Annotated in this window: 26 protein-coding genes; 22 read left to right on the top strand and 4 right to left on the bottom strand. The window is 34.6% G+C overall.

Annotated features, from left to right (window positions below; all coding sequences use genetic code 11):
• The first annotated feature begins 1 nt into the window (after window position 1).
• Window positions 2-607 (top strand): IMPACT family protein, encoded by a 606-nt coding sequence (locus BW939_RS14925; RefSeq protein ID WP_076452822.1) that lies wholly within the window; start codon window positions 2-4, stop codon window positions 605-607.
• Here the strand turns inward: BW939_RS14925 and BW939_RS14920 are convergent, their stop codons facing one another.
• Together BW939_RS14920 and BW939_RS14915 are read right to left on the bottom strand one after the other, a co-directional pair.
• Entirely contained in the window at window positions 608-1678 is a 1071-nt protein-coding gene (locus BW939_RS14920) for a hypothetical protein (RefSeq protein WP_076452821.1), read from the bottom strand.
• Between the two features lie 151 nt (window positions 1679-1829).
• Window positions 1830-2519, bottom strand: coding sequence for a zinc metallopeptidase (locus BW939_RS14915; RefSeq protein WP_076452820.1), 690 nt, complete (start codon window positions 2517-2519; stop codon window positions 1830-1832).
• A 109-nt stretch (window positions 2520-2628) separates the two neighbouring features.
• On the opposite strand from BW939_RS14915, the gene BW939_RS14910 reads away from it, so the two are divergent.
• The 16 genes from BW939_RS14910 (at window position 2629) to BW939_RS14830 (ending at window position 18478) form a co-directional block, all read left to right on the top strand.
• On the top strand, window positions 2629-3753 hold the full coding sequence (locus BW939_RS14910) for a GTP cyclohydrolase (protein ID WP_076452819.1): 1125 nt from the start codon (window positions 2629-2631) through the stop codon (window positions 3751-3753).
• A gap of 308 nt (window positions 3754-4061) precedes the next feature.
• Window positions 4062-4433 (top strand): NADH-quinone oxidoreductase subunit A, encoded by a 372-nt coding sequence (locus BW939_RS14900; protein WP_076452817.1) that lies wholly within the window; start codon window positions 4062-4064, stop codon window positions 4431-4433.
• A gap of 92 nt (window positions 4434-4525) precedes the next feature.
• Complete coding sequence (locus BW939_RS14895; protein WP_047447216.1) at window positions 4526-5086, top strand: NADH-quinone oxidoreductase subunit B; 561 nt, start codon at window positions 4526-4528, stop codon at window positions 5084-5086.
• 5 nt (window positions 5087-5091) lie between these two features.
• A complete protein-coding gene (locus BW939_RS14890) occupies window positions 5092-5586 on the top strand; it encodes an NADH-quinone oxidoreductase subunit C (protein ID WP_076452816.1) in 495 nt (164 codons plus the stop codon).
• 60 nt (window positions 5587-5646) lie between these two features.
• On the top strand, window positions 5647-6870 hold the full coding sequence (nuoD, locus tag BW939_RS14885; RefSeq protein WP_076452815.1) for an NADH dehydrogenase (quinone) subunit D: 1224 nt from the start codon (window positions 5647-5649) through the stop codon (window positions 6868-6870).
• Between the two features lie 135 nt (window positions 6871-7005).
• The gene (locus tag BW939_RS14880) at window positions 7006-7515 is read left to right on the top strand and encodes an NADH-quinone oxidoreductase subunit NuoE family protein (RefSeq protein ID WP_076452814.1); all 510 of its coding nucleotides are present in this window, start codon (window positions 7006-7008) and stop codon (window positions 7513-7515) included.
• 102 nt (window positions 7516-7617) lie between these two features.
• Entirely contained in the window at window positions 7618-8973 is a 1356-nt protein-coding gene (gene nuoF / locus BW939_RS14875; protein ID WP_076452813.1) for an NADH-quinone oxidoreductase subunit NuoF, read from the top strand.
• A 152-nt stretch (window positions 8974-9125) separates the two neighbouring features.
• On the top strand, window positions 9126-9857 hold the full coding sequence (locus BW939_RS14870; protein WP_228417253.1) for a hypothetical protein: 732 nt from the start codon (window positions 9126-9128) through the stop codon (window positions 9855-9857).
• 57 nt (window positions 9858-9914) lie between these two features.
• Window positions 9915-10913: an NADH-quinone oxidoreductase subunit G gene (locus BW939_RS14865; protein WP_076452811.1), complete on the top strand. Its 999-nt coding sequence runs from the start codon at window positions 9915-9917 to the stop codon at window positions 10911-10913.
• 73 nt (window positions 10914-10986) lie between these two features.
• Window positions 10987-12051: an NADH-quinone oxidoreductase subunit NuoH gene (gene nuoH, locus BW939_RS14860; RefSeq protein WP_076452810.1), complete on the top strand. Its 1065-nt coding sequence runs from the start codon at window positions 10987-10989 to the stop codon at window positions 12049-12051.
• 112 nt (window positions 12052-12163) lie between these two features.
• Window positions 12164-12721 carry a NuoI/complex I 23 kDa subunit family protein gene (locus tag BW939_RS14855; protein WP_076452809.1) on the top strand — a complete coding sequence of 186 codons (558 nt, stop codon included), beginning with the start codon at window positions 12164-12166 and terminating at the stop codon, window positions 12719-12721.
• A complete protein-coding gene (locus BW939_RS14850) occupies window positions 12721-13218 on the top strand; it encodes an NADH-quinone oxidoreductase subunit J family protein (protein WP_076452808.1) in 498 nt (165 codons plus the stop codon). The genes BW939_RS14855 and BW939_RS14850 overlap by 1 nt, the downstream gene beginning before the upstream one ends.
• A gap of 4 nt (window positions 13219-13222) precedes the next feature.
• Window positions 13223-13552, top strand: coding sequence for an NADH-quinone oxidoreductase subunit NuoK (nuoK, locus tag BW939_RS14845; RefSeq protein ID WP_076452807.1), 330 nt, complete (start codon window positions 13223-13225; stop codon window positions 13550-13552).
• A 3-nt stretch (window positions 13553-13555) separates the two neighbouring features.
• Window positions 13556-15469, top strand: a complete 1914-nt coding sequence (nuoL, locus tag BW939_RS14840) for an NADH-quinone oxidoreductase subunit L (RefSeq protein ID WP_076452806.1) — start codon at window positions 13556-13558, stop codon at window positions 15467-15469.
• Window positions 15469-16965 carry a complex I subunit 4 family protein gene (locus BW939_RS14835; protein WP_076452805.1) on the top strand — a complete coding sequence of 499 codons (1497 nt, stop codon included), beginning with the start codon at window positions 15469-15471 and terminating at the stop codon, window positions 16963-16965. The genes nuoL and BW939_RS14835 overlap by 1 nt, the downstream gene beginning before the upstream one ends.
• A 121-nt stretch (window positions 16966-17086) precedes the next feature.
• On the top strand, window positions 17087-18478 hold the full coding sequence (locus BW939_RS14830; protein ID WP_076452804.1) for an NADH-quinone oxidoreductase subunit N: 1392 nt from the start codon (window positions 17087-17089) through the stop codon (window positions 18476-18478).
• Window positions 18479-18815: 337 nt separating this feature from the next.
• On the opposite strand, the gene BW939_RS14825 is transcribed toward BW939_RS14830, so the two are convergent.
• Window positions 18816-19298, bottom strand: a complete 483-nt coding sequence (locus tag BW939_RS14825; protein ID WP_076452803.1) for a SixA phosphatase family protein — start codon at window positions 19296-19298, stop codon at window positions 18816-18818.
• Window positions 19299-19503: 205 nt separating this feature from the next.
• On the opposite strand from BW939_RS14825, the gene ruvX reads away from it, so the two are divergent.
• From ruvX to BW939_RS14800, 5 genes are all read left to right on the top strand, one after another.
• Entirely contained in the window at window positions 19504-19920 is a 417-nt protein-coding gene (gene ruvX / locus BW939_RS14820; RefSeq protein ID WP_076452802.1) for a Holliday junction resolvase RuvX, read from the top strand.
• The gene (gene def, locus BW939_RS14815) at window positions 19917-20489 is read left to right on the top strand and encodes a peptide deformylase (protein ID WP_076452801.1); all 573 of its coding nucleotides are present in this window, start codon (window positions 19917-19919) and stop codon (window positions 20487-20489) included. Before ruvX ends, def begins: the two co-directional genes overlap by 4 nt.
• A gap of 63 nt (window positions 20490-20552) precedes the next feature.
• Window positions 20553-21110: a DUF5606 family protein gene (locus BW939_RS14810; protein ID WP_076452800.1), complete on the top strand. Its 558-nt coding sequence runs from the start codon at window positions 20553-20555 to the stop codon at window positions 21108-21110.
• Between the two features lie 286 nt (window positions 21111-21396).
• Window positions 21397-22173, top strand: a complete 777-nt coding sequence (gene mazG / locus BW939_RS14805; RefSeq protein WP_076452799.1) for a nucleoside triphosphate pyrophosphohydrolase — start codon at window positions 21397-21399, stop codon at window positions 22171-22173.
• Complete coding sequence (locus tag BW939_RS14800; RefSeq protein ID WP_076452798.1) at window positions 22170-23045, top strand: SdiA-regulated/phytase-like domain-containing protein; 876 nt, start codon at window positions 22170-22172, stop codon at window positions 23043-23045. Before mazG ends, BW939_RS14800 begins: the two co-directional genes overlap by 4 nt.
• Here the strand turns inward: BW939_RS14800 and BW939_RS14795 are convergent, their stop codons facing one another.
• Window positions 23046-23630 carry a hypothetical protein gene (locus BW939_RS14795; RefSeq protein WP_076452797.1) on the bottom strand — a complete coding sequence of 195 codons (585 nt, stop codon included), beginning with the start codon at window positions 23628-23630 and terminating at the stop codon, window positions 23046-23048.
• Between the last annotated feature and the right edge of the window lie 31 nt (window positions 23631-23661).

The raw sequence follows: 23661 nt of genomic DNA, 5'->3' as shown, positions 1-23661 counted from the left end.
AATGCTTCACGAATATAAAACCATTCAAAATCCTGTTGAAAATATACTTCTCAAAGAAAAAGGAAGTAAATTTATTGGCTTTGCATTTCCTATAAACAATGAAACAGAGCTAAAAACTGCTTTAGAAAAAATAAGAACAGAGCACCCCAAAGCTACACACCATTGTTATGCTTTCAGAATGGGTTTAAAAGGTGAAAACTATCGTGCAAATGATGATGGCGAACCTTCTGGAAGTGCAGGCTTACCTATTTACAATCAGCTTTTGGCGCATGAGATTACAAACGTTTTGGTAATTTCGGTAAGATATTACGGAGGTACAAAATTGGGAGTTTCGGGTTTAGTGAAAGCTTATAAAGAATCAGCAAAAATGACGCTGGAAGATGCCGAAATAATCACTAAAGAATTGGAAACTGAAATAAGAATACAGTTCAATTTTGATCAGCAGAATCTTATATTCACGCTGCTTTCAAAATTTGATGCCAAAATTTTAAGTTTTGAAACCTTAGAAAAATGTGAAATAAATGCTTCGTTAAAACTAGCAGAAAAAGAAAAACTTTCTGAAAAACTTTCTGAAATGCAACATATTTGCTTCAATTTCGCAGAATAATCACAATACAATCTGTTCTTTGGTCTGCGGATTATAAAGAATAATCTTTTTACAATCTTTTCCTAATTTTTTCTTTAAAGAAATGCTGATTTTATGGTAAATTTCATTTTCTGGAAGAGGTATAGATTTTATTTCCTTCAAAGCCCAATTCTGAAGATTTACAACATAATAATCTTGATTTACAGTAAAAACTGAGGGTTCAGAAAACACCTGGTATTCTTTATTTTCTTTTGAGATGTAAATATAAAGTTGCTTTTCTTTTCCGGTATACAGACTAGACGAAAAATACTGATACCACATCCCGAAAAAACTAAAAACCGGCATACCAAACCATAATAACAACCACACAGTATTCTTCTTCAAAAAAACTGGCGTTAAGCCCTGTATTGGTTTTAAATAAACAACAATTAATAGAAAAATCATCGCCAAATTCCAGCCCCAAACAATCGGATTATAATTTAAACCAAAAGGACCAATAAGAAATAAAATAATAAGATGAACAACTATAAGAAAGTACGTAATTTTTCTTTTGTTTTTCGTGAAAAGAAGCAGAATTCCCGCCAACAATTCGGTAAAAGGAATTAATAAACCAACAAAAAATAATTTGTAGGTTAAAATTGTATCAATGGAGAGATTCAAAAACCTATGCAATATCATTTCCACCCAAACGGCCGATAAAAAACCGCGATTCACCTTATGCAAACCACTGAAAACGTACATGGATACCAATAGTAAATGCACGAGAAGGAAAAAAAAATTCGTTTTATTGAAATTAAAAAGATAAACTACAAAAATACAGAGATACATATATTCCCAAGGCTGCCAACGAACTGTATCTAAGCTGCAGCTCAGCAATTCTACGATAATAAATATTAAAACAAATTTTTTTTTTGGAAATATTAAAACTAATGAGAGAAAGATTATTGCTACAATAAACAAAATAAAATGAATGTTTGCTGATGCATTTTGAAGAAATTCTGCTGGTGCAATAACCGGAAACTCTCTCTCAAAAATCCAGGTTTTGTAACTGAATAACTTTGTAATTAGCCAAAATAACGCAAGTCCTCTCATGAGAAGACTTATTTGTTTATTTTCTGAAGAAATTAATTTAAATCTGGCAATCAAAAGAATTAATTTAATTCAAAAGTATTAAAATTCCTTAGACTTTTAAACAAAAAAATCCTGAACAAAGATTCAGGATTGTGTTTTAAAATAAAATTCTTTAATCTCTTCTTCCGCCCATCAAAAGTGACGCAAAATAAAGAAGCTGTGCTAAAGACCCTAGTGCAGCTACAAGATAAGTACGTGCTGCCCAAGTCAAACTATCTTTCACACCCACATACTCTTGAGCTGTAACAGTTTGTGTATCTTTCAGCCATTTCATCGCTCTGTTACTGGCATCGTATTCTACAGGAAGTGTGATAAATGCAAACAAGGTAGTTAATGCAAACATGATGACCCCCACCAACAACAGTATCTTGCTACCGCTCATTGCCATTACAACCACGCCTCCCATGATTACAAATTGCATTAAATTTGAACTAATATTGACCACGGGAACTAATTTGGATCTTAGTTGTAGCATAGAATATCCCACTGCGTGTTGTACCGCATGCCCACATTCATGAGCCGCAACTGCCGCTGCCGCTGCATTTCTTTGCATATAAACACCCTCTGAGAGATTTACGGTTTTATCTGCCGGATTATAATGATCTGTGAGTTGTCCTGGAACTGAAATCACCCGAACATCATGGATACCGTTATCATACAGCATTTTTTCTGCTACTTCTTTCCCAGAAAGCCCATTACTGAGAATCACTTGAGAATAATGCTCAAACTTTGATTTTAATCTTGAGGAAACCCACCAGCTAACCAGCATAGAGATTCCTATAATTACGTAATAACCTGTCATCTTTTATTTTAAATTTAAATCATAAAGTAATACTTATCGATGTAAAAATTGTGCCAAAGATTTGTGTATATTTATTTATCTTTGCTTATTCATTATTCTTTTCCATTATATGTCTGAAATATCCATTGTTGAAGTAAAAAATCTACAAGATTTAAAGCAGTTTGTAAAATTCCCGATGAATCTTTACAAAAACAATCCTTACTATGTACCCTCCTTTATAAAAGATGAATTGAATGTTTGGAATCCTTCGGAAAACCCAGCATTAGCCTATTGTGAAGCCAAACAATTCCTTGCCTACAAAAATGGGAAAATTGTCGGCAGAATTGCTGCAATGATTAATCATAAAGAAGAGAAAGAACTCGGAATAAAAAAAGTGCGTTTCGGTTGGATAGATTTTATTGATGATAAAGAAGTTTCTAAAGCTTTGATTAATTCTATAATTAATTATGCGAAATCACATCAAATCAAAAAAATTGAAGGTCCAATGGGATTTACAAATCTTGATAAAGCAGGAATGCTAACTTTCGGATTTGAAAAGATTGCCACTATGATTGGAATTTACAATTACGAATATTACCCCAAACACATCGAAGATCTTGGGCTTGTAAAAGAAAAAGAATGGGTAGAGTTTGAAATGAATTTCCCTAAAATATTACCTCCAAAAGTAGAAAAATTTAGTTCACTTATAGCAGAAAAATACGATCTGAGAGTTTTAAATTTCCAGACTAAGGAAGAGATTTTACCTTATGTGAAACCAATGTTTAAACTTCTCGACGAAACTTACAAGCACCTTTCAACCTACACTCCAATTTCCGAAGAACAAATCAAGACATACAAAGAAAAATTCTTTCCTATGATTGCAAAAAACTACGTAATATGTGTAGTTGACAAGCATGACGAGTTGGTTTCTTTCGCAGTTACAATGCCTTCTTATTCTAAAGCGCTTCAAAAATCAAAAGGAAAACTATTCCCACTAGGATGGTGGCACTTTATGCAGGCTCAAAAGAAAAATGACAGAGCAAATTTTTATTTAATTGGAATTCATCCAGAATACCAAAGAAGAGGCGTTACGGCTATTATTTTTAAAGAGATTTTTGTACGTTTCAACAATATGGGAATCGATTTTGCAGAAACCAATCCTGAATTAGAAGAAAACAAAAGCGTGCAGGTACTTTGGCAAGATTACAACCCAGTAAACCACAAAAGAAGACGAACCTACTCTTTAAATCTTTAATATGAGGCCACATCTTATCATTTTCGGAATTTTAATTGCAGGCTTTATTGCTTACAATTTATCTTTCAATTTTTTCACACTGCATGATGACAAAACCAAAACTCTGGTTAATATTATTTATGCAAGTTTACTTTTCGGATACATATCATTTATAGCAATTACAATACTCCGAAAACTCAAAAAATAGACTCTATTTTTAATAATTCTAAATTATACTTTTTCTCTATATTGAACCCACTTTTAGCATGATTAATTTCATGCTTTCTTCTTTATTGCCTAAATTTGCAACTTGAGATAATAATGTAAAAATGAATTTACCAGAAAATTACATTCCAATCCTTTTGCAAGCTGCTGTAGCTGTAGGATTTGTGGCAATTTCACTACTTGGCGCACACTTTTTGGGGCCAAAACAGAAAAAAGGAGATTCTGTAAAGAATTCAAGTTGGGAGTGCGGTATACCAGTTGAGGGAAATGCGAGAACTCCGTTTTCGATTAAATATTTCCTTACAGCCGTATTATTTGTATTATTCGATATCGAAATTGTCTTTTTTTATCCCTATGCCGTAAATTTTAGAGAATTCGGAATGGAAGGATTTCTTGCAGTACTTACATTCGTTGCAATCTTCTTTCTTGCGTTTTTCTACGTTTGGAAACGTGGCGCATTAGACTGGGATAAATAGATAGAATTAAAATTTTAAATTAAAAATTTTAGATTATGGTTTTGAATTTGATAATTTAAAATCTAAAATTTAAAATCTAAAATCATTACAAAATGTCAGATCAAAAACCAATTATAAGAACAGATGCACCCGCTCCCGAAGGATTTGAAGGAGAAGGTTTTTTCGCAACAAAACTCAGTAGTGTTATCGGCATGGCAAGAAAGTTTTCACTTTGGCCACTACCCTTTGCAACCTCATGTTGTGGTATCGAATTTATGGCAACGCTAAACCCCACCTATGATGCTTCTAGATTTGGTATGGAAAGAAACTCTTTCTCACCAAGACAAGCAGATATGCTGATGGTTTGTGGAACTATTTCTAAAAAATTAGGTCCCGTTTTGAAAGAAGTTTACACCCAAATGGCTGAGCCGAAATGGGTTGTTGCTGTTGGAGCATGCGCTTCCAGTGGAGGTATTTTTGATAGTTATTCTGTTTTGCAAGGTATTGACAAAATTATCCCAGTAGATGTTTATGTTCCTGGATGCCCACCAAGACCAGAGCAAATTATTGAAGGTGTAATGCAGGTTCAGGCTTTAGCAGAAAGCGAAAGCATCAGAAGAAGAGATACTCCTGAATACCAACATTTACTAGACTCTTATAACATTAGCAACTAAGAGAAATGACGAACGAATTTGTATTAGAAGCAATTACAAGAGAATTTCCAGAAACTGTAATCTCTAGTTCAGAGCCTTATGGAATGCTGACAGTGGAAATTAAAAAAGAAGATATCAAAAAAGTCATTCATTACTTGAAAGACTCATCTTTACAAATCAATTTCCTTACAGATGTTTGTGGAATCCATTACCCAGAATTCCCTGAAAAAGAAATAGGTGTTGTTTACCATTTACATAATATGATGACCAATTTCAGACTGCGTTTGAAGATTTTCATGTCTAGAGAAAATATTGAAGTAGATTCTTTAACTGAATTGTACGCAGGAGCCAACTGGATGGAAAGAGAAACTTTTGACTTTTACGGAATTAAATTTAAAGGACATCCTGATCTAAGACCTATTTTAAATATGGAAGATCTTGGATACCACCCTATGCTGAAAGAATATCGCCTTGAAGATGGTACAAGAACCGATAAGGACGATGCAATGTTCGGAAGATAAAAATAATGCAATAAGCAGTAAGCGATAAGCTTAAAGCCTAAAGCCTAAAGCATTTAAAATATGAAAGACAACTCATTATCTAATATACTAAACCAACACGAAAGTAAAGAACAGATTGACGGGCAGTTGTATACCCTCAATCTTGGTCCTACTCACCCTGCAACACACGGGATTTTCCAGAATGTGTTGACGATGGATGGAGAAAGAATTCTTCATGCTGAGCAAACGGTTGGCTATATCCACAGAGCTTTTGAGAAAATTTCTGAAAGAAGAAATTATTCTCAAATTACCACACTTACTGACCGTATGAACTATTGTTCTGCTCCTATCAATAACCTAGGATGGCACATGACGGTTGAAAAGCTAATTGGCATTAAAGTTCCTAAGCGTGTAGATTATATGCGCGTAATTTTAATGGAATTGGCAAGAATCGGTGATCACTTAATCTGCAACGGGGTAACCGGAATGGATGCAGGTGCAATTACAGGATTAACTTATATGTTCATCGAAAGAGAACGTATTTACGATATGTATGAGCAAATTTGTGGTGCAAGAATGACTACAAATATGGGGAGAATTGGTGGTTTTGAAAGAGATTTCAATCCAAAATTCCATGAGTTGCTCAAGGATTTCCTAAAAACTTTCCCAGCTAGATTTGCAGAATTCGGTCAGTTGTTAGAAAGAAACAGAATCTTTATGGACAGAACCATCGGAGCTGGTGCAATTTCTGCGGAAAGAGCATTAAGCTATGGCTTTACAGGTCCTAATTTACGTGCAGCTGGTGTTGACTATGACGTTAGAGTTGCAGAACCTTATTCTTCTTACGAAGATTTTGATTTTATGATTCCTGTAGGAACTGCAGGTGATACATACGACAGATTTATGGTTCGTCAGCAAGAAGTTTGGGAATCATTAAAAATTATCAATCAAGCTTACGACAATCTTCCAGAAGGACCTTTCCACGCGGATGTTCCTGATTTTTATCTTCCTGAAAAGGCAGATGTTTACCAAAAAATGGAAGCCCTAATTTATCACTTCAAAATTGTAATGGGTGAAACAGATGTGCCGAAAGGAGAAGTTTATCATGCAGTAGAAGGAGGAAACGGAGAATTAGGATTCTATCTGGTGAGTGACGGTGGCAGAACTCCATACAGACTGCATTTCAGAAGACCTTGTTTTATTTATTACCAAGCGTATCCTGAGATGATTACAGGCTCAGTAATTTCAGACGCTATCGTTACGATGTGTAGCATGAATATTATTGCGGGAGAATTAGACGCATAAAAGAAATTATAAATGTTAGATTATGAATTTTAAATTAATCTAAAATTATTAAACATAAAATTATAAAATTGATAAGATTTTTAGAACTAAGATTTTCATCTAAAATCTTAGTTCTAAAATCTAAAATCTTTAAGTATGAGCGAAACAATAGCTTTTAAACCAGAAAGTTTACAGCAGGTCCATAAAATCATGGCAAGATACCCTGAGGGAAGACAAAAATCTGCTCTTCTTCCTGTGCTGCATATTGCACAGAAAGAATTCGGAGGTTGGTTAGACGTTCCAGTGATGGATTATGTTGCTGAATTATTGAGTATTAAGCCAATTGAAGTATACGAAGTAGCCACTTTCTATACCATGTTCAATATGAAACCGGTTGGTAAATATGTTTTGGAAGTTTGCAGAACAGGACCTTGTATGGTTCGTGGAAGTGAAAAAATATTAGACCACATCAGAACAAAACTCAACATTAAAGACGGCGAAACTACTGCAGACGGAATGTTTACTTTGAAACCTGCTGAATGCTTAGGGGCTTGCGGATACGCACCAATGTTACAATTAGGAAAGTTCTATCACGAAAATTTAACCATAGAAAAAGTAGACGAAATACTTGATCTTTGCAGAGAAGGACAAGTTGATTTGGGCTAATAGAAATTTTAAATTCTAAATTTTAGATTTTAAATTATTCACTTAACGTTTAATACTAATTAATGCAAAAGGCCAAAAGCTAATTGCAATAAGCAAATAAAAATGAGTAAAAAACTTTTACTTAAAGACGCACACATAGAAGGCATTCGTTACTTTGAAACTTACCGTAAACAGGGAGGTTACACAGCAGCAGAAAAAGCCTTAAAAATGACACCCGAAGAAATCCTTGAAGAAGTGAAAGTTTCAGGTCTTCGTGGTCGTGGTGGTGCAGGTTTCCCAACTGGGATGAAGTGGAGCTTTCTAGCAAAACCAGAAGGCGTGCCAAGACACTTGGTTGTAAATGCAGATGAATCTGAACCAGGAACTTTCAAAGATCGATATTTGATGGAATTTCTTCCTCATCTTTTGATTGAAGGAATGCTGATTTCGTCTTTCGTTTTAGGTTCAAATGTTTCTTACATCTACATACGTGGAGAATATTCATGGATTCCTGATATTTTAGAAGAAGCAATTGAAGAGGCTAAAGCGGCAGGTTTTTTAGGTAAAAACATCTTAGGAACTGGTTTCGATTGCGAAATTTATGTTCAAAGAGGTGGCGGAGCTTATATCTGCGGTGAAGAAACAGCTTTACTTGAATCTCTTGAAGGGAAAAGAGGAAACCCAAGATTGAAACCACCTTTCCCAGCTGTAAAAGGACTTTGGGAAAGACCAACAGTTGTAAATAACGTTGAATCTATCGCTGCTATCGTTCCAATTATTGATATTACAGGAGCAGAATATGCTAAAATAGGTGTTGGTAGATCTACTGGTACAAAATTAATTTCTGCTTGTGGAAACATCAACAAACCAGGAGTTTACGAAATCGACATGACCATTACGGTTGAAGAATTCATTTACTCTGACGAATATTGTGGTGGAATTCCAAACGGTAAAAAGCTGAAAGCTTGTATTCCTGGAGGAAGTTCAGTGCCAATTGTTCCGGCAAATTTATTATTGAAAACCATAAACGGTGAACCAAGATACATGAACTATGAATCTCTTGCTGACGGTGGTTTTGCTACAGGAACAATGATGGGTTCAGGAGGATTTATCGTTTTGGATGAAGACCAATGTATTGTAGAACATACCATGACTTTAGCAAGATTTTACCACCACGAAAGTTGCGGACAATGTACTCCTTGCCGCGAAGGAACGGGATGGATGCATAAAATTTTGAAAAAAATAGAAAAAGGAGAAGGAAAAATGGAAGATATCGATCTACTTTGGGATATCCAGAGAAAAATAGAAGGTAACACCATTTGCCCTTTGGGAGACGCAGCTGCTTGGCCAGTTGCCGCTGCTATCAGACACTTCAGAGATGAGTTTGAATGGCACGTGAACAACCCAGAGTTGAGCCAAACTCAAAATTACGGTTTAGCCAATTATGCAGACCCAATTCCAGCTGCAGCAAGTAATTAATAAAGATTGAAGGTTTGAAGAAGATTATTGTTGTTGGATTATTCATGTCGAATTTTGTTTTTGCTCAAAACATTAAAAATTCTGAACAAACACAACAACACGATGACGGAATAATTGTAGAAACATCAAAAAGTTCGTTCAAAAAAGGAGCAATGTTCGTTTTTTGGGGTTGGAACAGAGCAGGATTTAGTAACTCTGATATCAAATTTAAAGGAAATGGTTACGATTTTACGCTGAACAATGTTGTAGCGCATGACAGACCTTCAGAATTAAGCATGGCGTATATAGATCCCACAAGGCTTTCTATACCTCAATTTAATTTTAGATTGGCTTATTTTTTAAAAGATAATGTAGCTCTAGTTGTAGGAACAGATCACATGAAATATGTGATGGATCAAGATCAGACTGTTGGGTTTAAAGGAAATATTTCAGATCCTAAATATGCAGCGATGGTTCAGAATGGGGAAGTTAATTTAAAGGATGAGCAATTTCTTACTTTTGAACATACAGACGGACTTAATTATGTAAATGCGGGTCTTGAGAATTATAAAAATCTATTAGACAAAAAGAATTTTGATATATATTGGGCTTATGGTGCTGGTGCAGGAGTATTATTTCCTAAAAGCAATGTAAAATTATTCTCAAACGAAAGAAGTGACAGATACCATATAGCAGGATTTGGGTTGGATGCAAGAACCAACATCAATTTTGTTTTTTGGAAACATATTATGGCAAGAGTAGAAGGAAAATTCGGGTACATCAATATGCCGGATATTAAAACAACTCTTAATAATAAACCTGATAAAGCCAGTCAGGACTTTGTATTCTACCAAGTTAATTTTGGAATCGGATATACATTTAACACAACAAAAAGATCAAAGTAATTTGATTTTAATTAATAAAATAGAACTATTGCTTAGCGCATTATAAAGCGAAAGAATATGAGCGAAGAGGTTAAGAAATTTAAAATAACGATAGACGGACAAACTGCTGAAGTTTTGCCTGGAACTTCTATTTTGGAAGCAGCAAGACAAATCGGCGGAAAATCTGTACCACCTGCAATGTGCTATTACAGCAAATTGGAAGCCAGTGGAGGAAGATGCAGAACATGTTTGGTAGAGGTTTCTAAAGGTTCGGAAGCAGATCCGCGTCCAATGCCGAAATTGGTAGCAAGCTGCAGAACAAATGTGATGGACGGGATGGAAGTGAAAAACCTTTCTTCTGATAAAGCACAAGAAGGCCGTAAAGCAGTTACTGAATTCTTATTGGTGAACCACCCTTTAGATTGCCCAGTGTGTGATCAGGCTGGAGAATGTCACCTTCAGGATCTAGGCTACGAGCACGGAAATCTGGAAACCAGAACTGAATTTGAAAGAAATACTTACGAAGCAGATGACTTAGGTCCCCATATTAAATTGAATATGAACCGTTGCATCTTATGTGCAAGATGTGTTTTAGCTGCAAATCAATTAACAGGTGAGCGTGAGCACGGAATTTTGTTCAGAGGAGATCATGCTGAAATTTCTACTTATTTAAATAAAGCTTTAGATAATGACTTCATCGGAAACGTAATCGATGTTTGCCCTGTGGGAGCATTAACAGATAGAACAGCACGTTTTACAAGCAGAGTTTGGTTTACAAAGCCAATGAATGCTTCTTGTAAATGTGATAAATGTTCTGGTAAAGCTACTGTTTACATGAAAGGTGACGAAATCGTAAGAGTTACTGCAAGAAAAGATCAGTGGGGAGAAGTTGAAGAATTTATTTGTGATACTTGCCGTTTCGAAAGAAAAAATTTATCAGACTGGAACATTGAAGGTCCGAGACATATCGACAGACATTCTGTTATTTCATTAAACCATTACGAAAAACCTAAAGACGAATTGAGAGTTTTAGACAATCCGATGGCGAAAGAAATCAGCGAAAAAGACGAAAAATAACAATAAATTATAAATTTTAGATTGTAAATTTTAAATGAATTTATAATCTAAAATCTAAAATCTAAAATTTAGAATGGATTTACTTACATTTAAATTAATACTTGTACTGGCACTTTTCCTGTTATCATTAACGATAGCGGCCTACTCTACCTGGGCAGAAAGAAAAGTGGCGGCAATTATGCAAGACAGGATTGGGCCCAACAGATCCGGACCATTTGGTTTGCTGCAGCCTCTTGCAGATGGTGGAAAATTTTTCTTTAAAGAAGATTTCACACCGCAAAATGCAGAAAAATTTCTCTTTGTATTGGGACCTGCGTTGGTGATGTTTATCTCTTTGATTACCGGAGCGGTTATTCCTTGGGGTAAAACATTGAATATTGGTGATGTATCTTATGATTTACAAGTTGCCAATATTGATGTAGGTGTACTTTTTATTATCGGTATGGCTTCAATCGGTGTTTATGGAATAATGATTGGAGGCTGGGCTTCTAATAACAAATATTCTTTACTAGGTGCAATTCGTGCTTCTTCGCAGATGATTTCTTACGAATTAGCGATGGGGCTTGCTCTACTTTCTATCATCATGATGACGGGAAGTTTAGATTTAAAAGTAATTACTGAAAATCAAACTGAAGGAAAGCTTTGGGGAATTATCCCTATCGGTTCTGGTATGAATTGGAATATTTTCTACCAACCATTGGCATTCCTTATCTTCTTTGTGGCAGCTTTGGCAGAAACCAACCGTCACCCTTTCGATTTACCTGAGTGTGAATCTGAATTGGTAACAGGGTATTCTACTGAATATTCTTCAATGAAATTAGGTTTATACATGTTTGGGGAATACGTGAATATGTTTATTTCTAATGCTTTCATGGTCGTTCTTTTCTTCGGTGGATACAACTATCCTGGAATTGAATGGGTAACGCAGAATTGGGGAGAAAATGCAGCAGGAATTTTAAGTATTGTAGCATTTTTAACCAAAACAATTGTTGGAATTTTAATCTTTATGTGGATCAGATGGACGCTTCCTAGATTCAGATATGACCAATTGATGCACTTAGGATGGAAAACTTTAATTCCATTGGCTTTAGTGAACCTGATGATTACAGGAGCTGTAATATTAGCTTTTGGAAATTAAGAAGAGAATTTGATAATTAACATTATCATTTTAAAATAAAATAGTAAATAATTAAGATAACAGACAAGATTAGTCTAAAATCTAATGTCTAACATCTAATATCTATAATTAAATGAAACTTACAAACAGATCAAAAGTTGTTTCGAATAAAGAAATGACCTTTTCTGAGAAAATCTACCTTCCGGCGATTTTCAAGGGAATGGGGATTACTTTTAAACATGCTGTGAGAACCGTTGTAAAACGTGCTCCTAATGTTTATTCTTATCCGGAAGTACAAAAACCGAGAGCAGATATCTGGAGAGGTCAGCATGTTCTGAAAAGAGATGAAGAAGGAAGAGAAAGATGCACAGCTTGTGGTTTGTGTGCGGTGGCATGTCCTGCGGAAGCCATTACAATGACAGCTTCAGAAAGAACAAGAGAAGAAAAAGATCTTTACCGCGAAGAAAAATATGCATCAGTATATGAAATCAATATGCTAAGATGTATTTTCTGCGGAATGTGTGAAGAAGCTTGCCCAAAATCTGCAATTTATCTTACAGACCGTTTGGTAGATGTAGAAACTAACAGAGGTTCTTTTATTTACGGAAAAGATAAATTAGTTGAAAAAATTAATGAAAGGATTGACATTACAGAAAGACAGTCCGAGAAACAAAAAAATGCGGTAAAATAATGGATCAGATTTTATTTTTCTTGGTGGCGTTTTTAGCAGTTTCTAGTGCGGTTTACTTCGTATTTGCGAGAAATCCTCTATACGCTATTTTGTCATTAATTGTTACAATGTTTTCAATCGCCGGAATGTACATTCTTCTGAATGCCCAGTTTCTGGCAATTATACAAATCATCGTTTACGCTGGTGCAATCATGGTTTTATTCCTATATATCTTAATGATGCTCAACCTTAATAAAGAAGACGAAAGTAAGAAGAGCAATACTTTAAAATTTGTTGGAGTTTTTACAGCAGGTCTTCTTTTGATTGGGATTTTAGGCGTTTTCAGAGGAGTACAACAAAATCATGTGGTTGTTGATAATGTAGATAAAGGTGTAGGTCTTACCAAAAATTTGGGTAGACTTTTATTCAACGAATATGTTTTGCCGTTTGAGCTTGCTTCAATCTTGATTTTGGCGGGTATTGTAGGTGCGGTATTAATCGGTAAAAAAGATTTATAAAATTATGGGAGAAGTAAATACTTTTATGCAAAGCATTCCCTTAGAATATTTCATTACGCTCAGCTCTGTACTTTTCAGTTTGGGAGTTTTAGGGGTATTGCTAAGAAAAAATGCGATTGTTATGTTGGGTTGTGTAGAGCTAATGCTCAATTCTGTAAATCTTTTACTCGCTGCCTTCTCAGCATATAATGGAAATGGTGACGGACAACTTTTGGTATTTTTTATCATGGTAGTTGCTGCTGCAGAAGTTGCGGTAGGTCTGGCAATTATTGCAATGCTTTACCGAAATACGCGCTCTGTAGATGTAAGTATATTTAATAAATTAAGAGGATAAAGGATGGAAAATTTAGTGTATGCAATAATACTTTTACCTCTTTTAGGGTTTCTCATCAACGGACTTTTCGGAAAAAATCTTCCTAAAATAGTTGTTGGTTCTTTGGCTACAGCAATGGTTTTCGGATCTTTTGCAATTGCCATATATCTATTTTTAAATTTCGATTCTGAAAGTCAACCGCAGGTTTTTACTGCTTTTGAATGGTTCAGAGTAAATGGTATTCAGGTAAATTTCGGTTTCCTCATCGATCAGCTTTCATTAATGATGGTGATGATTATTACAGGTATTGGATCTTTAATTCACCTCTACTCTATCGGATACATGAGTCATGATAAAGGTTTCTATAAGTTTTTTACTTATTTAAATTTATTTATCTTCTCCATGTTACTTTTGGTAATGGGTAGCAACTACTTAATCTTATTCATAGGATGGGAAGGTGTAGGTTTATGTTCTTACTTACTCATTGGTTTTTGGTATACCAATGAAGAATACGGTAAAGCGGCAAGAAAAGCTTTCATCATGAACCGAATTGGTGACCTTGCGTTGTTAATCGGGATCTTTATGATTGCTTCTCAAACTAACGCAGTAGATTATCTTTCTATAAAACAAAACGCAGGGCAATTTGAATTAGATGGAACAATTATCATTTTCATCACTTCAAGTTTATTTATTGGAGCTACGGGCAAATCTGCTCAAGTTCCTTTATACACTTGGTTGCCAGATGCGATGGCTGGTCCTACTCCTGTTTCAGCGTTGATTCACGCTGCTACGATGGTAACGGCAGGTATTTATTTAGTAGTAAGATCAAACTTCTTATTTACTTTAGCACCAACCGTTCAGGGCGGAATTCTTTTCATCGGATTCTTAACCGCAGCTTTAGCAGGTTTCTATGCCCTGCGCCAAAACGACATCAAAAAAGTACTGGCCTATTCTACAGTTTCACAACTGGGTTTTATGTTTATTGCTCTAGGTTTAGGTGCTTATACAACTGCAATGTTTCACGTAATGACACATGCATTCTTTAAAGCTTTAATGTTCTTGGGAGCGGGTTCTGTAATTCACGCAATGAGTAATGAGCAGGACATGCGTTTCATGGGAGGTCTTAAAAAATATATTCCGATTACTCATTTTACATTCCTTATCGGAACTTTGGCAATCTCAGGGTTTCCTTTGCTTTCAGGAATGATCTCTAAAGACGAAATTTTGGTTGCCGCTTTTGCTAAAAACCCTATGTACTGGGGGATTCTATTTTTACTGGCAGCAACTACCGCAGCATACATGTTTAGACTGTATTACCTGACTTTCCATGGAGAGTTCAGAGGTACTGAAGAGCAGAAACATCATTTACACGAAAGCCCTTCTACAATGACGTTACCGTTGATTGTACTTGCAATTCTTTCAGTTTTAGGTGGTTTAATTAACCTTCCGCATTTTATAGGCCACGGTCATTATGCTAAACTGATGGAATGGCTGAAGCCAGTTCTTACAGAAGAAAGCTACAAACAGATGGAAGCTACTTTATCAGGAGTTTCTTTCGGAACTGAAATGATTCTTTTGGGAGCGACAGTTTTAATGTTCTTTACAGTTTGGTTTATCGTAAAAAATATTTATGTAAACAAAAAGAAACAAGCATTACCTGAAGAACAATATACCGGATGGGAAAAGCTATCTGCTAAAAAACTATATGTAGACGAAATTTACAATGCCTTAGTTGTAAAAACTATTGAAGGACTTGGGCGTGGCGGCAAAATGTTTGACAAAGGCGTTCTAGACCGAGTCGTAGACTTCGTTGGAGAAGGCGCTGAAGACAGCGGAAGATCAATGAAAAGAATCCAAAACGGAAACGTGGAAACTTACATTCTGATTATGTCTTTAGCTGTGGGAATTATACTGATTGTTAACTTTATATTACAATAATGTCTTATTATTTACTATTAACATTATTACTTTTACCTCTCGTAGGTTCGGGATTGGTTTTTGCCTGGAAGAGTGCTTCCAGCAAATATGTGGCACTGGCGATTGCTCTTGTACAAATGCTTTTAACGTTTTATGTAGCTGCAGATTTCGATTTCTCTCCTACTGTTGACAGCGTTTTAGAGTATGAAATCAACTATCCATGGTCACAATTTATAAAAAGCACCCTTCATTTCGGAATTGACGGGATGAGTTTGCTTCTATTGTTGCTCACCAACATTTTGATGCCAATCATTATTCTATCATCTTTTAACGAAAATGTAAGCTACAAAAATTCTTTCTACGGATTGATTCTGTTGATGCAATTCGGTCTTATCGGAGTTTTTACTTCTTTAGACGGACTGTTATTCTACATTTTCTGGGAAGTAACTTTGATTCCGATTTGGTTTATCGCAGCACTTTGGGGTCAGGAGAACAAAAGATTTGAGTTTACAACCAAATTCTTCGTGTATACTTTCGTAGGATCTTTATTTATGCTGGCAGGCTTAATTTATGTTGGGATACACTCTGCTTCATTTGCACTTACAGATTTATATAATGCCAATTTGGGAGATACACAACAAGTAGTTGTTTTCTGGATGATTTTCTTTGCTTTTGCTGTAAAGCTTCCTGTCTTCCCTTTCCATACTTGGCAACCAGATACGTATACCTACTCTCCTACGCAAGGATCGATGCTTCTATCAGGGATTATGCTGAAGATGGCGATTTACGGAGTTCTCCGTTATTTATTACCAATCACACCATCTGCGATTTTAGGAATTAGCGGACAGATTGTTATCATTCTAGCAATTGTAGGAATTGTACACGGCGCTTTAATTGCAATTATTCAAACTGATATGAAAAGAATTATCGCCTATTCATCTTTCTCGCATGTTGGCTTGATGGTAGCGGGAATTTTTGCTTCAGCAGTGGTTACTTTAAGAGGGAATTTCAATGTAGAAGGTGCCGAAGGTGCCTTGGTACAGACATTTGCTCACGGTATCAACGTTGTTGGTCTTTTCTACTGTTGTGATATTTTATACAAAAGATTCAAATCCAGAGATATAAGACAGATGGGAGGTTTGGCTAGAGTTGCTCCAAAATTTGCAGTTCTTTTCTTAATCATCATTTTAGGTTCAATGGGAGTTCCATTAACGAATGGTTTTATCGGAGAATTTATTTTGATAAAATCTATTTTTAGCTTTAATGTTTTAGCCACTGTCATTGCCGGATTAACCGTTATTCTTTGTGCAGTATATTTACTCAGATTTTACGGAAAAGCAATGTTTGGAAAAGGTGATGATACTGTTTTAAGTACTGCTAAAGATCTATCGGCCGTAGAATTCTCTGTATTGGCAAGTATTTCTGTATTTGTGATTGTAATGGGGATTTTCCCTCAACCTATTATAGACATGGTGGGCAGCTCTGTACAGTTTATTTACAAATCTTTAATTTCTTAAAAGAATAAAAGATTGAGTGACATAAATTTTAATTAAATAATTTAAAAAATAAGAGAACAAAAAAAATTTAGATAAGATAAATAAATTTCAAATCTCAAATTTTAAATCTCAAATCCATACTATGAGTGTTTTAATAATTGTTTTCCTCACAGCTGTTGCAGCACTGTTTTCAGGAGTTTTTGAAAAAGGAAAATTGGCAAGATACATCGGTATTCTGGGGCTTATCATCGCTTTGGTTGTAAGCTTTTTTCCGCAAGCAGAATTTCTGAACCAGTACAAAGCCATGTACAACTACAGTGATAATGCAGCACTATTTACCAAAATATCTTTGGTAATTACATTATTGATATTTTTCCTTGGTGGTTTTGCGTTCAGCAACCATAGAAGCCATCAATCTGAATTGTATGCACTGATGCTTTTTGCACTTTGTGGTGGAATTACCCTTTTCGGATTCCAAAACTTGGTCACTTTATTTATCGGAATCGAGATCTTATCTATTCCTTTATACGTATTGGCAGGAGCAAACAAAACAGATTTAAGATCAAATGAAGCCTCAATCAAATACTTCCTTATGGGAGCTTTTGCTACAGGTTTCCTTTTGTTCGGAATTGCCTTCATCTACGGAAGCACCGGTAGTTTTGATTTAATGAATATTCAGGATTTCAGCATTGCAAATCCTAGCAACATCATGTTTACAATCGGTGTAATTATGATCCTTTGTGCTATGTCTTTCAAGGTAGCTTTGGCTCCTTTCCACATGTGGAGTCCCGATGTTTACTACGGTTCACCTTCGCTGGTAACTTCTTTTATGGCAAGCGTCGTAAAAATATCAGGATTTTTTGCTTTGTTTAAAATGATGACCATAGGCTTTGTAGGAGTTACCCAAGAATGGATTAATATTTTTGGTGTTTTCGTTATCATCACTCTACTTTTAGCCAACGTAATGGGACTTGCCCAAACCAACGCAAAAAGAATGCTTGCCTACTCTTCTGTATCTCACGCAGGATATATAGGATTGGTATTCTTTGGGATGAACTCTATGTCTACTTACACATTAGCATTTTACCTTTTTGCTTATTCATTAGCAACCGTTGGTGTTTTTATGTGTCTTATTTATGTAGAAAAAATAAAGAGAGAAGCATCTTACGAAGCTTTCAAAGGTCTGGCAAAATCAGAACCCTTGTTATCCGTAGCAACAGCTATATCATTACTATCAATGGCAGGAATTCCTTTAACGGCAGGTTTTATGGGTAAATTCTCTCTGTTTGCACAAGCTTTAAGTAATGATAAAAATACATTTATCGTTTTGGTTGCTGTTTTAGGTTCGGCAATTTCTATTGCTTATTATTTAAGACTTATTATTTCAATGTTTTTCTTCAAAGAAAGTACATTCAAAACGTCAGAAAAAGCAACTATTACTTATAAAATAGTAGCCGTTTTTATAATTGCCTCACTTATTGTTTTAGGTATATTCCCTGATCTTTTTGCTAAGATATTTGCATTCGCAGGATAAAAAATTCTTATAATAAAAAAATAAAATGCAATCTTCGGATTGCATTTCTTGGTTAAATATACCTTCATATAATTCAAATAGTATCAGAGTCAGCTTAAAAATAATTAAATTCAGCCCTTTAGCTATTAGGAAAATAAAATTGATGGAATTAAAATAGACTCTTATATTTAATTAAAAATACCTCCTTGCATAGAAAGTATATTCTCTTCATGCAAAATTTATAATGAGCAGAAAATCCCCACATCCATCAAAAAAATTTTTTTTGACGTTGCTACAGACTACGGTGATCAAAATACCAATTAAAAAAGAAAATTATTTAAGTTAATAATAGAATGATTTACTTTTTTATTTTACTAGGTTCATAAAAAAAAAGTAGTTTCTTTCTGGCACCTTCAAATTGAGACCAAGAATCACATTCAATCTGAAAACCTGCAACGCCACAGGTTGGGAAATGATAAATATCTTCGGAAATAGAATTGGCAAAATTTGAAATTCCGTTATTATGAGAAAAAAGAGCAACCGAACCGTGCGCATCATCTAAAGTGTAGATTGCAGATTCAAAATTTCTCTCCTGTGGATTATAAAGTTTTTCATCTGTCTCGATTGTAAGCTGATAAGTTTGGCTAAATATTTCACATGTATTCAAAGCCCGTAAAGCTGGGCTCGAAAGCATATAATCTATACTTATATTATTGCTTTTCAAATATTTAGACATCAAAATTGCATCTTCTACACCTTTGTTTGCCAATGGTCTTTCGAAGTCTTCGGTTTCTTCTGGCCAGTCGCTCTTTGCGTGCCTTACTAAAATGAGTTGCTTCATAATGAGGGGTTTGGGAAATTAAATTTATAAAAAAAAACACGGAAAAAATCAAAATTCATAAAAAAAAATACGTTTAGAAGAAAATGGGTAAATTTTATTAAATTTGCAGTCTTATTAAATCAACACTAACGAAATTGGCAAGCTAAGACCAATAATGAGGAGAAGGAATTAATAAAGACCTTTTGAAAACAATAAAAATCTGTATATGAAACAAATTCTAGCGATAGACTACGGAAAAGTACGATGTGGTATTGCCGCTACAGACGATATGCAGATTATAGCCAGTGGTCTAGATACAGTAGCGACTTCTGGCCTAATGGTTTTTTTGAAAAAATATTTCTCAGAAAACAATGTAGAAGCTGTTGTAGTAGGTCTACCGACAGATTTGAAAGGAAACATGTCAGATATAGAAAAAAGTATTTTAGTTTTCATCGAAAAATTTAAAATAGAATTTCCTACTGTAGAAGTGAATCGTTTTGATGAAAGATTTACTTCAAAAATGGCGTCTTTTTTTATTTCTCAAAGCGGGAAAAATAAAAAACAACGAGAGCAGAAAGGATTGATAGATAAAGTAAGTGCAACCATTATATTGCAGAATTTTTTAGAACAAAGAACAAGATGATTTTACCAATAAGAGCATTCGGAGACCCGGTTTTGAGGAAAGTGGCGAAGGATATAAACAAAGATTACCCTGGGCTTCAGGAGTTGATTGATAATATGTTTGAGACCATGTATAGTGCCAACGGAATTGGGCTTGCAGCACCACAAATTGGCTTAGATATTAGGCTTTTTATGGTTGATGTTTCGCCTTTGGCAGATGATGAAGATTATGAGGATATAGCTGAAGAACTGAAAGATTTTAAGAAAGTTTTCATTAATGCTAAAATTCTTGAGGAATCCGGAGATGAATGGAAGTTCAATGAAGGATGTCTTTCTATTCCTGATGTGAGAGAAGATGTGAAGAGAAAAAGTACAATCGTTATAGAATATTATGACGAAAATTTTGTAAAGCATAAAGAAACTTTTTCCGATATTAGAGCCCGCGTTATTCAGCACGAATATGATCATATTGAAGGCATTCTTTTTACAGATCACCTCAGCGCACTAAAGAAAAAACTCGTGAAAGGAAAATTGGTGAAAATTTCTCAAGGCGAAGTAGGAATAAGCTATAAAATGAGATTTCCTAAGTAGATTATAAGATAAAAAAAATAAATAGGTAAAAGGCAGTTTTATACTGCCACAAAAAACAAGATTATGCAGTTAGAAAAAATAATTTCGATTTCCGGAAAACCGGGACTTTTTAAATTGGTTTCTCAGCTAAGAAACGGTTTTATCATTGAGGATGTTACTACAAAAAAGAAAGTAAGCATCGGAAACTCAAGTCAGGTAAGTCTTTTAGACAATATTGCAATGTTTACTTTTGATAAAGAAGTGCCTTTGTTTGAAGTATTTGAAAATATTGCAAAAAACTACGATTATAAGGAAACAATATCTCACAAATCTTCAGAAGAAGAATTGAAAGACTTTATGAACGCATCTCTGCCAAATTATGACACAGACAGAGTTTATGTTTCTGATATCAAGAAGTTGGCTCAATGGTACAACACACTTCACAAAGCAGGTTACATCACACCAGAAAGCTTTGTAAAAGCAGAACCGGAAACGTTAGAAGGTGAAGCTGCAGAAGAAATCAATGTAGAAAAAGAGGCTCCTAAAAAAGCTCCTAAAGCAGAAAAACCTGCTACTCCAAAAGTAAAAGCAAGTACCGGAGCTAAAGCAGCTACCAAAAGTACGCATAGAAAAATGGGATAATTTTTTTTATCTTAATTGAATAAACCTCATCATTACTGATGAGGTTTTTTTTACCCCAAATGTAGTGTAGCACAATACCAAGCCTCAAATTTTTAAATTAGATGCGTAATACTAAGGTTTACACGTTTAATTTGAGTTGCAGTAAAATTCTACCTTGTATGCTAATTCAAATTCAAGTAAAATTTATTCTTTGAATATTTTTGAAATTCTATTTATGATTAAACATTCTTTCTTTTATCACAAAGCACAATATTCACTAAATTTACAACAGATTTAAATCTAAAAAATGAATACCAGACAAGAAAAACTTGAAGCTTTCGGAAGACTATTAGATATTATGGATGACCTTCGCGAAAAATGTCCGTGGGATCAAAAACAGACGCTTCAGACACTTCGCCATTTGACTTTGGAAGAAACGTATGAGCTTTCCGAAGCCCTCCTGCAGGAAGATTTAACTGAAATTAAAAAAGAATTGGGCGATGTACTTCTTCATTTGGTTTTCTATGCTAAAATTGGCTCAGAAAAAGAGAGTTTTGATATAGCTGATGTCATCAATTCTTTAAATGAAAAATTAATCTTCCGTCATCCTCATATTTATGGAGATGTAGAAGTAAAAGATGAAGAAGAGGTAAAACAAAACTGGGAAAAATTAAAATTAAAAGAAGGCAATACATCTATTTTGGGCGGTGTTCCGAAAGGATTACCAAGTATCGTAAAAGCGTACAGAATTCAGGATAAGGTGAAAGGAATCGGGTTTGAATTTCATGATGCCGAAGATGCCTGGAAAAAAGTAGATGAAGAAATCAACGAATTTCACGCAGAAACAGATGTTAATAAAAAAGAACTTGAGTTGGGTGATGTCTTTTTCTCACTAATCAACTATGCCAGAATTTCAGGTTTAAATCCCGATTCGGCTTTGGAAAGAACCAATTTAAAATTCATTTCAAGATTCCAAAAAATGGAAAATTTAGCAACAACAAGAAATCTCAAATTGGAAGACATGACTTTGGAAGAAATGGACGAACTTTGGGAGGAAGCAAAACTCTTAAATAATAACGTATGAAAATGAATATTCTTTTTACCATTTCTTCATTACTTTTGCTATCATGCAACCCTAAAACCGAAAACACACAGGCAAAAGAAGATACTTTGAAGGTAGAATTTACGCTGCCCAAAAAGCTGAAAGAAGTTTCGGGAATAGCGCTTTCACAAGATCAGAAAACAATTTGGGCTATTGAAGATGCAGGAAACAAAAATGTAGTATATGCAGTAGACCGTACCGGAAATCTAATTGCTGATGTTGTGGTAGAAAATGCTGAAAACAACGACTGGGAAGATATTACAAAAGACAATGCAGGAAATCTCTACATTGGTGATTTTGGGAATAACGAAAACGACAGACGTAACCTTTCTATATTGAAATTAGATTTAAAAGAAGCCTCCCAGAAATCTGCCAATGTGATTCAAACCACAAAGTTTCACTATGAAGGACAGAATGAATTTCCGCCAAAAAAATCTAACTTATTATACGACTGCGAAGCTTTTGTAGAAAAAGAAGGTAATTTTTATCTGTTCACAAAAAACCGGAGCAAAGGATTTGATGGAACTTTCTTGGTTTTCCAGATTCCAAACAAGGAAGGTGATTTTGAAGCAAAATTAGTTGCTAAAATCAAACTGGAAGGCAGCTACAACGATGCCGCAATCACATCAGCTACAATTAATTCAAAAAATCAAATTGTACTGTTAACTCATAAAAATGTTCATTTGGTGTCTTCCTTTTTTGAGAACAACTTTACCGGGAGCTTCATTCAAAAAATTTCATTAAATCACAATTCTCAAAAGGAAGCTGTAGTTTTTCTAGATGATAGATCTCTGCTGATTGCCGATGAAAAAGACAAAAAAGAAGGCGGAAATGTTTATAGGTTTCAGTTTTAATTAATAAATTTTGCTGTAGTAAACTAAAATTTCAAAATTTTCTTCATGTTTATTGGTCTTCTCAAGAAGTCGTAAAACTTCAAGAATTATTTTCTCCTGATTTTCAGTTTTATCATGGGCTACAAATGCATTTTTTAAACTTTTATCTGAAAAAAGAATACTGAAATTATATGAAATACCGTCAATATAATTATCTTCAATTCTTTTATAATCGCTAGTTGAGAGTGATTTTATCAAACTTTTAAGATGTTTTAAATCATCTCCCTCAAGATCCGTAAAATAGTTTTGAAGTGGTTTTTTTGAATTTTCGAAAGGCTCTTTTGCGCCACCTCTCCTTGGCGGCGGTTCCGGGATAAAGGGGTACATCGTTTTAAAAACTAAATATTTCTTCTCAAAATTGATAATCACTTCGGAGTTTTCTTTCAGTGATGGCTGAAAGTGAAAAATAAATATTTCGGGGTTTATGTTTTGAATTTTGTGACTTTTACTAGATGTTTCAAGTTTTTCATTTGACTTTAAATCATAAAAAATAAATCCTCCTACAATTAAAGATAAAATCAATATTAAAAAATAAATCTTTTTCATACTCCAATAAAGTTTAATGATAAAAATGACT

Source organism: Chryseobacterium piscicola, assembly GCF_900156685.1.
In the GTDB taxonomy this organism is placed as follows: Bacteria; Bacteroidota; Bacteroidia; order Flavobacteriales; family Weeksellaceae; genus Chryseobacterium; species Chryseobacterium piscicola.
Note: the sequence above shows the minus strand (reverse complement) of the source record. Positions and strands in the feature narration are given on the sequence as shown.

Excerpts from the sequence above, each read along its gene's own strand:
- BW939_RS14925 (WP_076452822.1), top strand. The coding sequence starts at position 2 with ATGCTTCACGAATATAAAACCATTCAAAATCCTGTTGAAAATATACTT.
- BW939_RS14920 (WP_076452821.1), bottom strand. The coding sequence starts at position 1,678 with ATGAGAGGACTTGCGTTATTTTGGCTAATTACAAAGTTATTCAGTTAC.
- BW939_RS14915 (WP_076452820.1), bottom strand. The coding sequence starts at position 2,519 with ATGACAGGTTATTACGTAATTATAGGAATCTCTATGCTGGTTAGCTGG.
- BW939_RS14910 (WP_076452819.1), top strand. The coding sequence starts at position 2,629 with ATGTCTGAAATATCCATTGTTGAAGTAAAAAATCTACAAGATTTAAAG.
- BW939_RS14900 (WP_076452817.1), top strand. The coding sequence starts at position 4,062 with ATGAATTTACCAGAAAATTACATTCCAATCCTTTTGCAAGCTGCTGTA.
- BW939_RS14895 (WP_047447216.1), top strand. The coding sequence starts at position 4,526 with ATGTCAGATCAAAAACCAATTATAAGAACAGATGCACCCGCTCCCGAA.
- BW939_RS14890 (WP_076452816.1), top strand. The coding sequence starts at position 5,092 with ATGACGAACGAATTTGTATTAGAAGCAATTACAAGAGAATTTCCAGAA.
- nuoD (WP_076452815.1), top strand. The coding sequence starts at position 5,647 with ATGAAAGACAACTCATTATCTAATATACTAAACCAACACGAAAGTAAA.
- BW939_RS14880 (WP_076452814.1), top strand. The coding sequence starts at position 7,006 with ATGAGCGAAACAATAGCTTTTAAACCAGAAAGTTTACAGCAGGTCCAT.
- nuoF (WP_076452813.1), top strand. The coding sequence starts at position 7,618 with ATGAGTAAAAAACTTTTACTTAAAGACGCACACATAGAAGGCATTCGT.
- BW939_RS14870 (WP_228417253.1), top strand. The coding sequence starts at position 9,126 with ATGTTCGTTTTTTGGGGTTGGAACAGAGCAGGATTTAGTAACTCTGAT.
- BW939_RS14865 (WP_076452811.1), top strand. The coding sequence starts at position 9,915 with ATGAGCGAAGAGGTTAAGAAATTTAAAATAACGATAGACGGACAAACT.
- nuoH (WP_076452810.1), top strand. The coding sequence starts at position 10,987 with ATGGATTTACTTACATTTAAATTAATACTTGTACTGGCACTTTTCCTG.
- BW939_RS14855 (WP_076452809.1), top strand. The coding sequence starts at position 12,164 with ATGAAACTTACAAACAGATCAAAAGTTGTTTCGAATAAAGAAATGACC.
- BW939_RS14850 (WP_076452808.1), top strand. The coding sequence starts at position 12,721 with ATGGATCAGATTTTATTTTTCTTGGTGGCGTTTTTAGCAGTTTCTAGT.
- nuoK (WP_076452807.1), top strand. The coding sequence starts at position 13,223 with ATGGGAGAAGTAAATACTTTTATGCAAAGCATTCCCTTAGAATATTTC.
- nuoL (WP_076452806.1), top strand. The coding sequence starts at position 13,556 with ATGGAAAATTTAGTGTATGCAATAATACTTTTACCTCTTTTAGGGTTT.
- BW939_RS14835 (WP_076452805.1), top strand. The coding sequence starts at position 15,469 with ATGTCTTATTATTTACTATTAACATTATTACTTTTACCTCTCGTAGGT.
- BW939_RS14830 (WP_076452804.1), top strand. The coding sequence starts at position 17,087 with ATGAGTGTTTTAATAATTGTTTTCCTCACAGCTGTTGCAGCACTGTTT.
- BW939_RS14825 (WP_076452803.1), bottom strand. The coding sequence starts at position 19,298 with ATGAAGCAACTCATTTTAGTAAGGCACGCAAAGAGCGACTGGCCAGAA.
- ruvX (WP_076452802.1), top strand. The coding sequence starts at position 19,504 with ATGAAACAAATTCTAGCGATAGACTACGGAAAAGTACGATGTGGTATT.
- def (WP_076452801.1), top strand. The coding sequence starts at position 19,917 with ATGATTTTACCAATAAGAGCATTCGGAGACCCGGTTTTGAGGAAAGTG.
- BW939_RS14810 (WP_076452800.1), top strand. The coding sequence starts at position 20,553 with ATGCAGTTAGAAAAAATAATTTCGATTTCCGGAAAACCGGGACTTTTT.
- mazG (WP_076452799.1), top strand. The coding sequence starts at position 21,397 with ATGAATACCAGACAAGAAAAACTTGAAGCTTTCGGAAGACTATTAGAT.
- BW939_RS14800 (WP_076452798.1), top strand. The coding sequence starts at position 22,170 with ATGAAAATGAATATTCTTTTTACCATTTCTTCATTACTTTTGCTATCA.
- BW939_RS14795 (WP_076452797.1), bottom strand. The coding sequence starts at position 23,630 with ATGAAAAAGATTTATTTTTTAATATTGATTTTATCTTTAATTGTAGGA.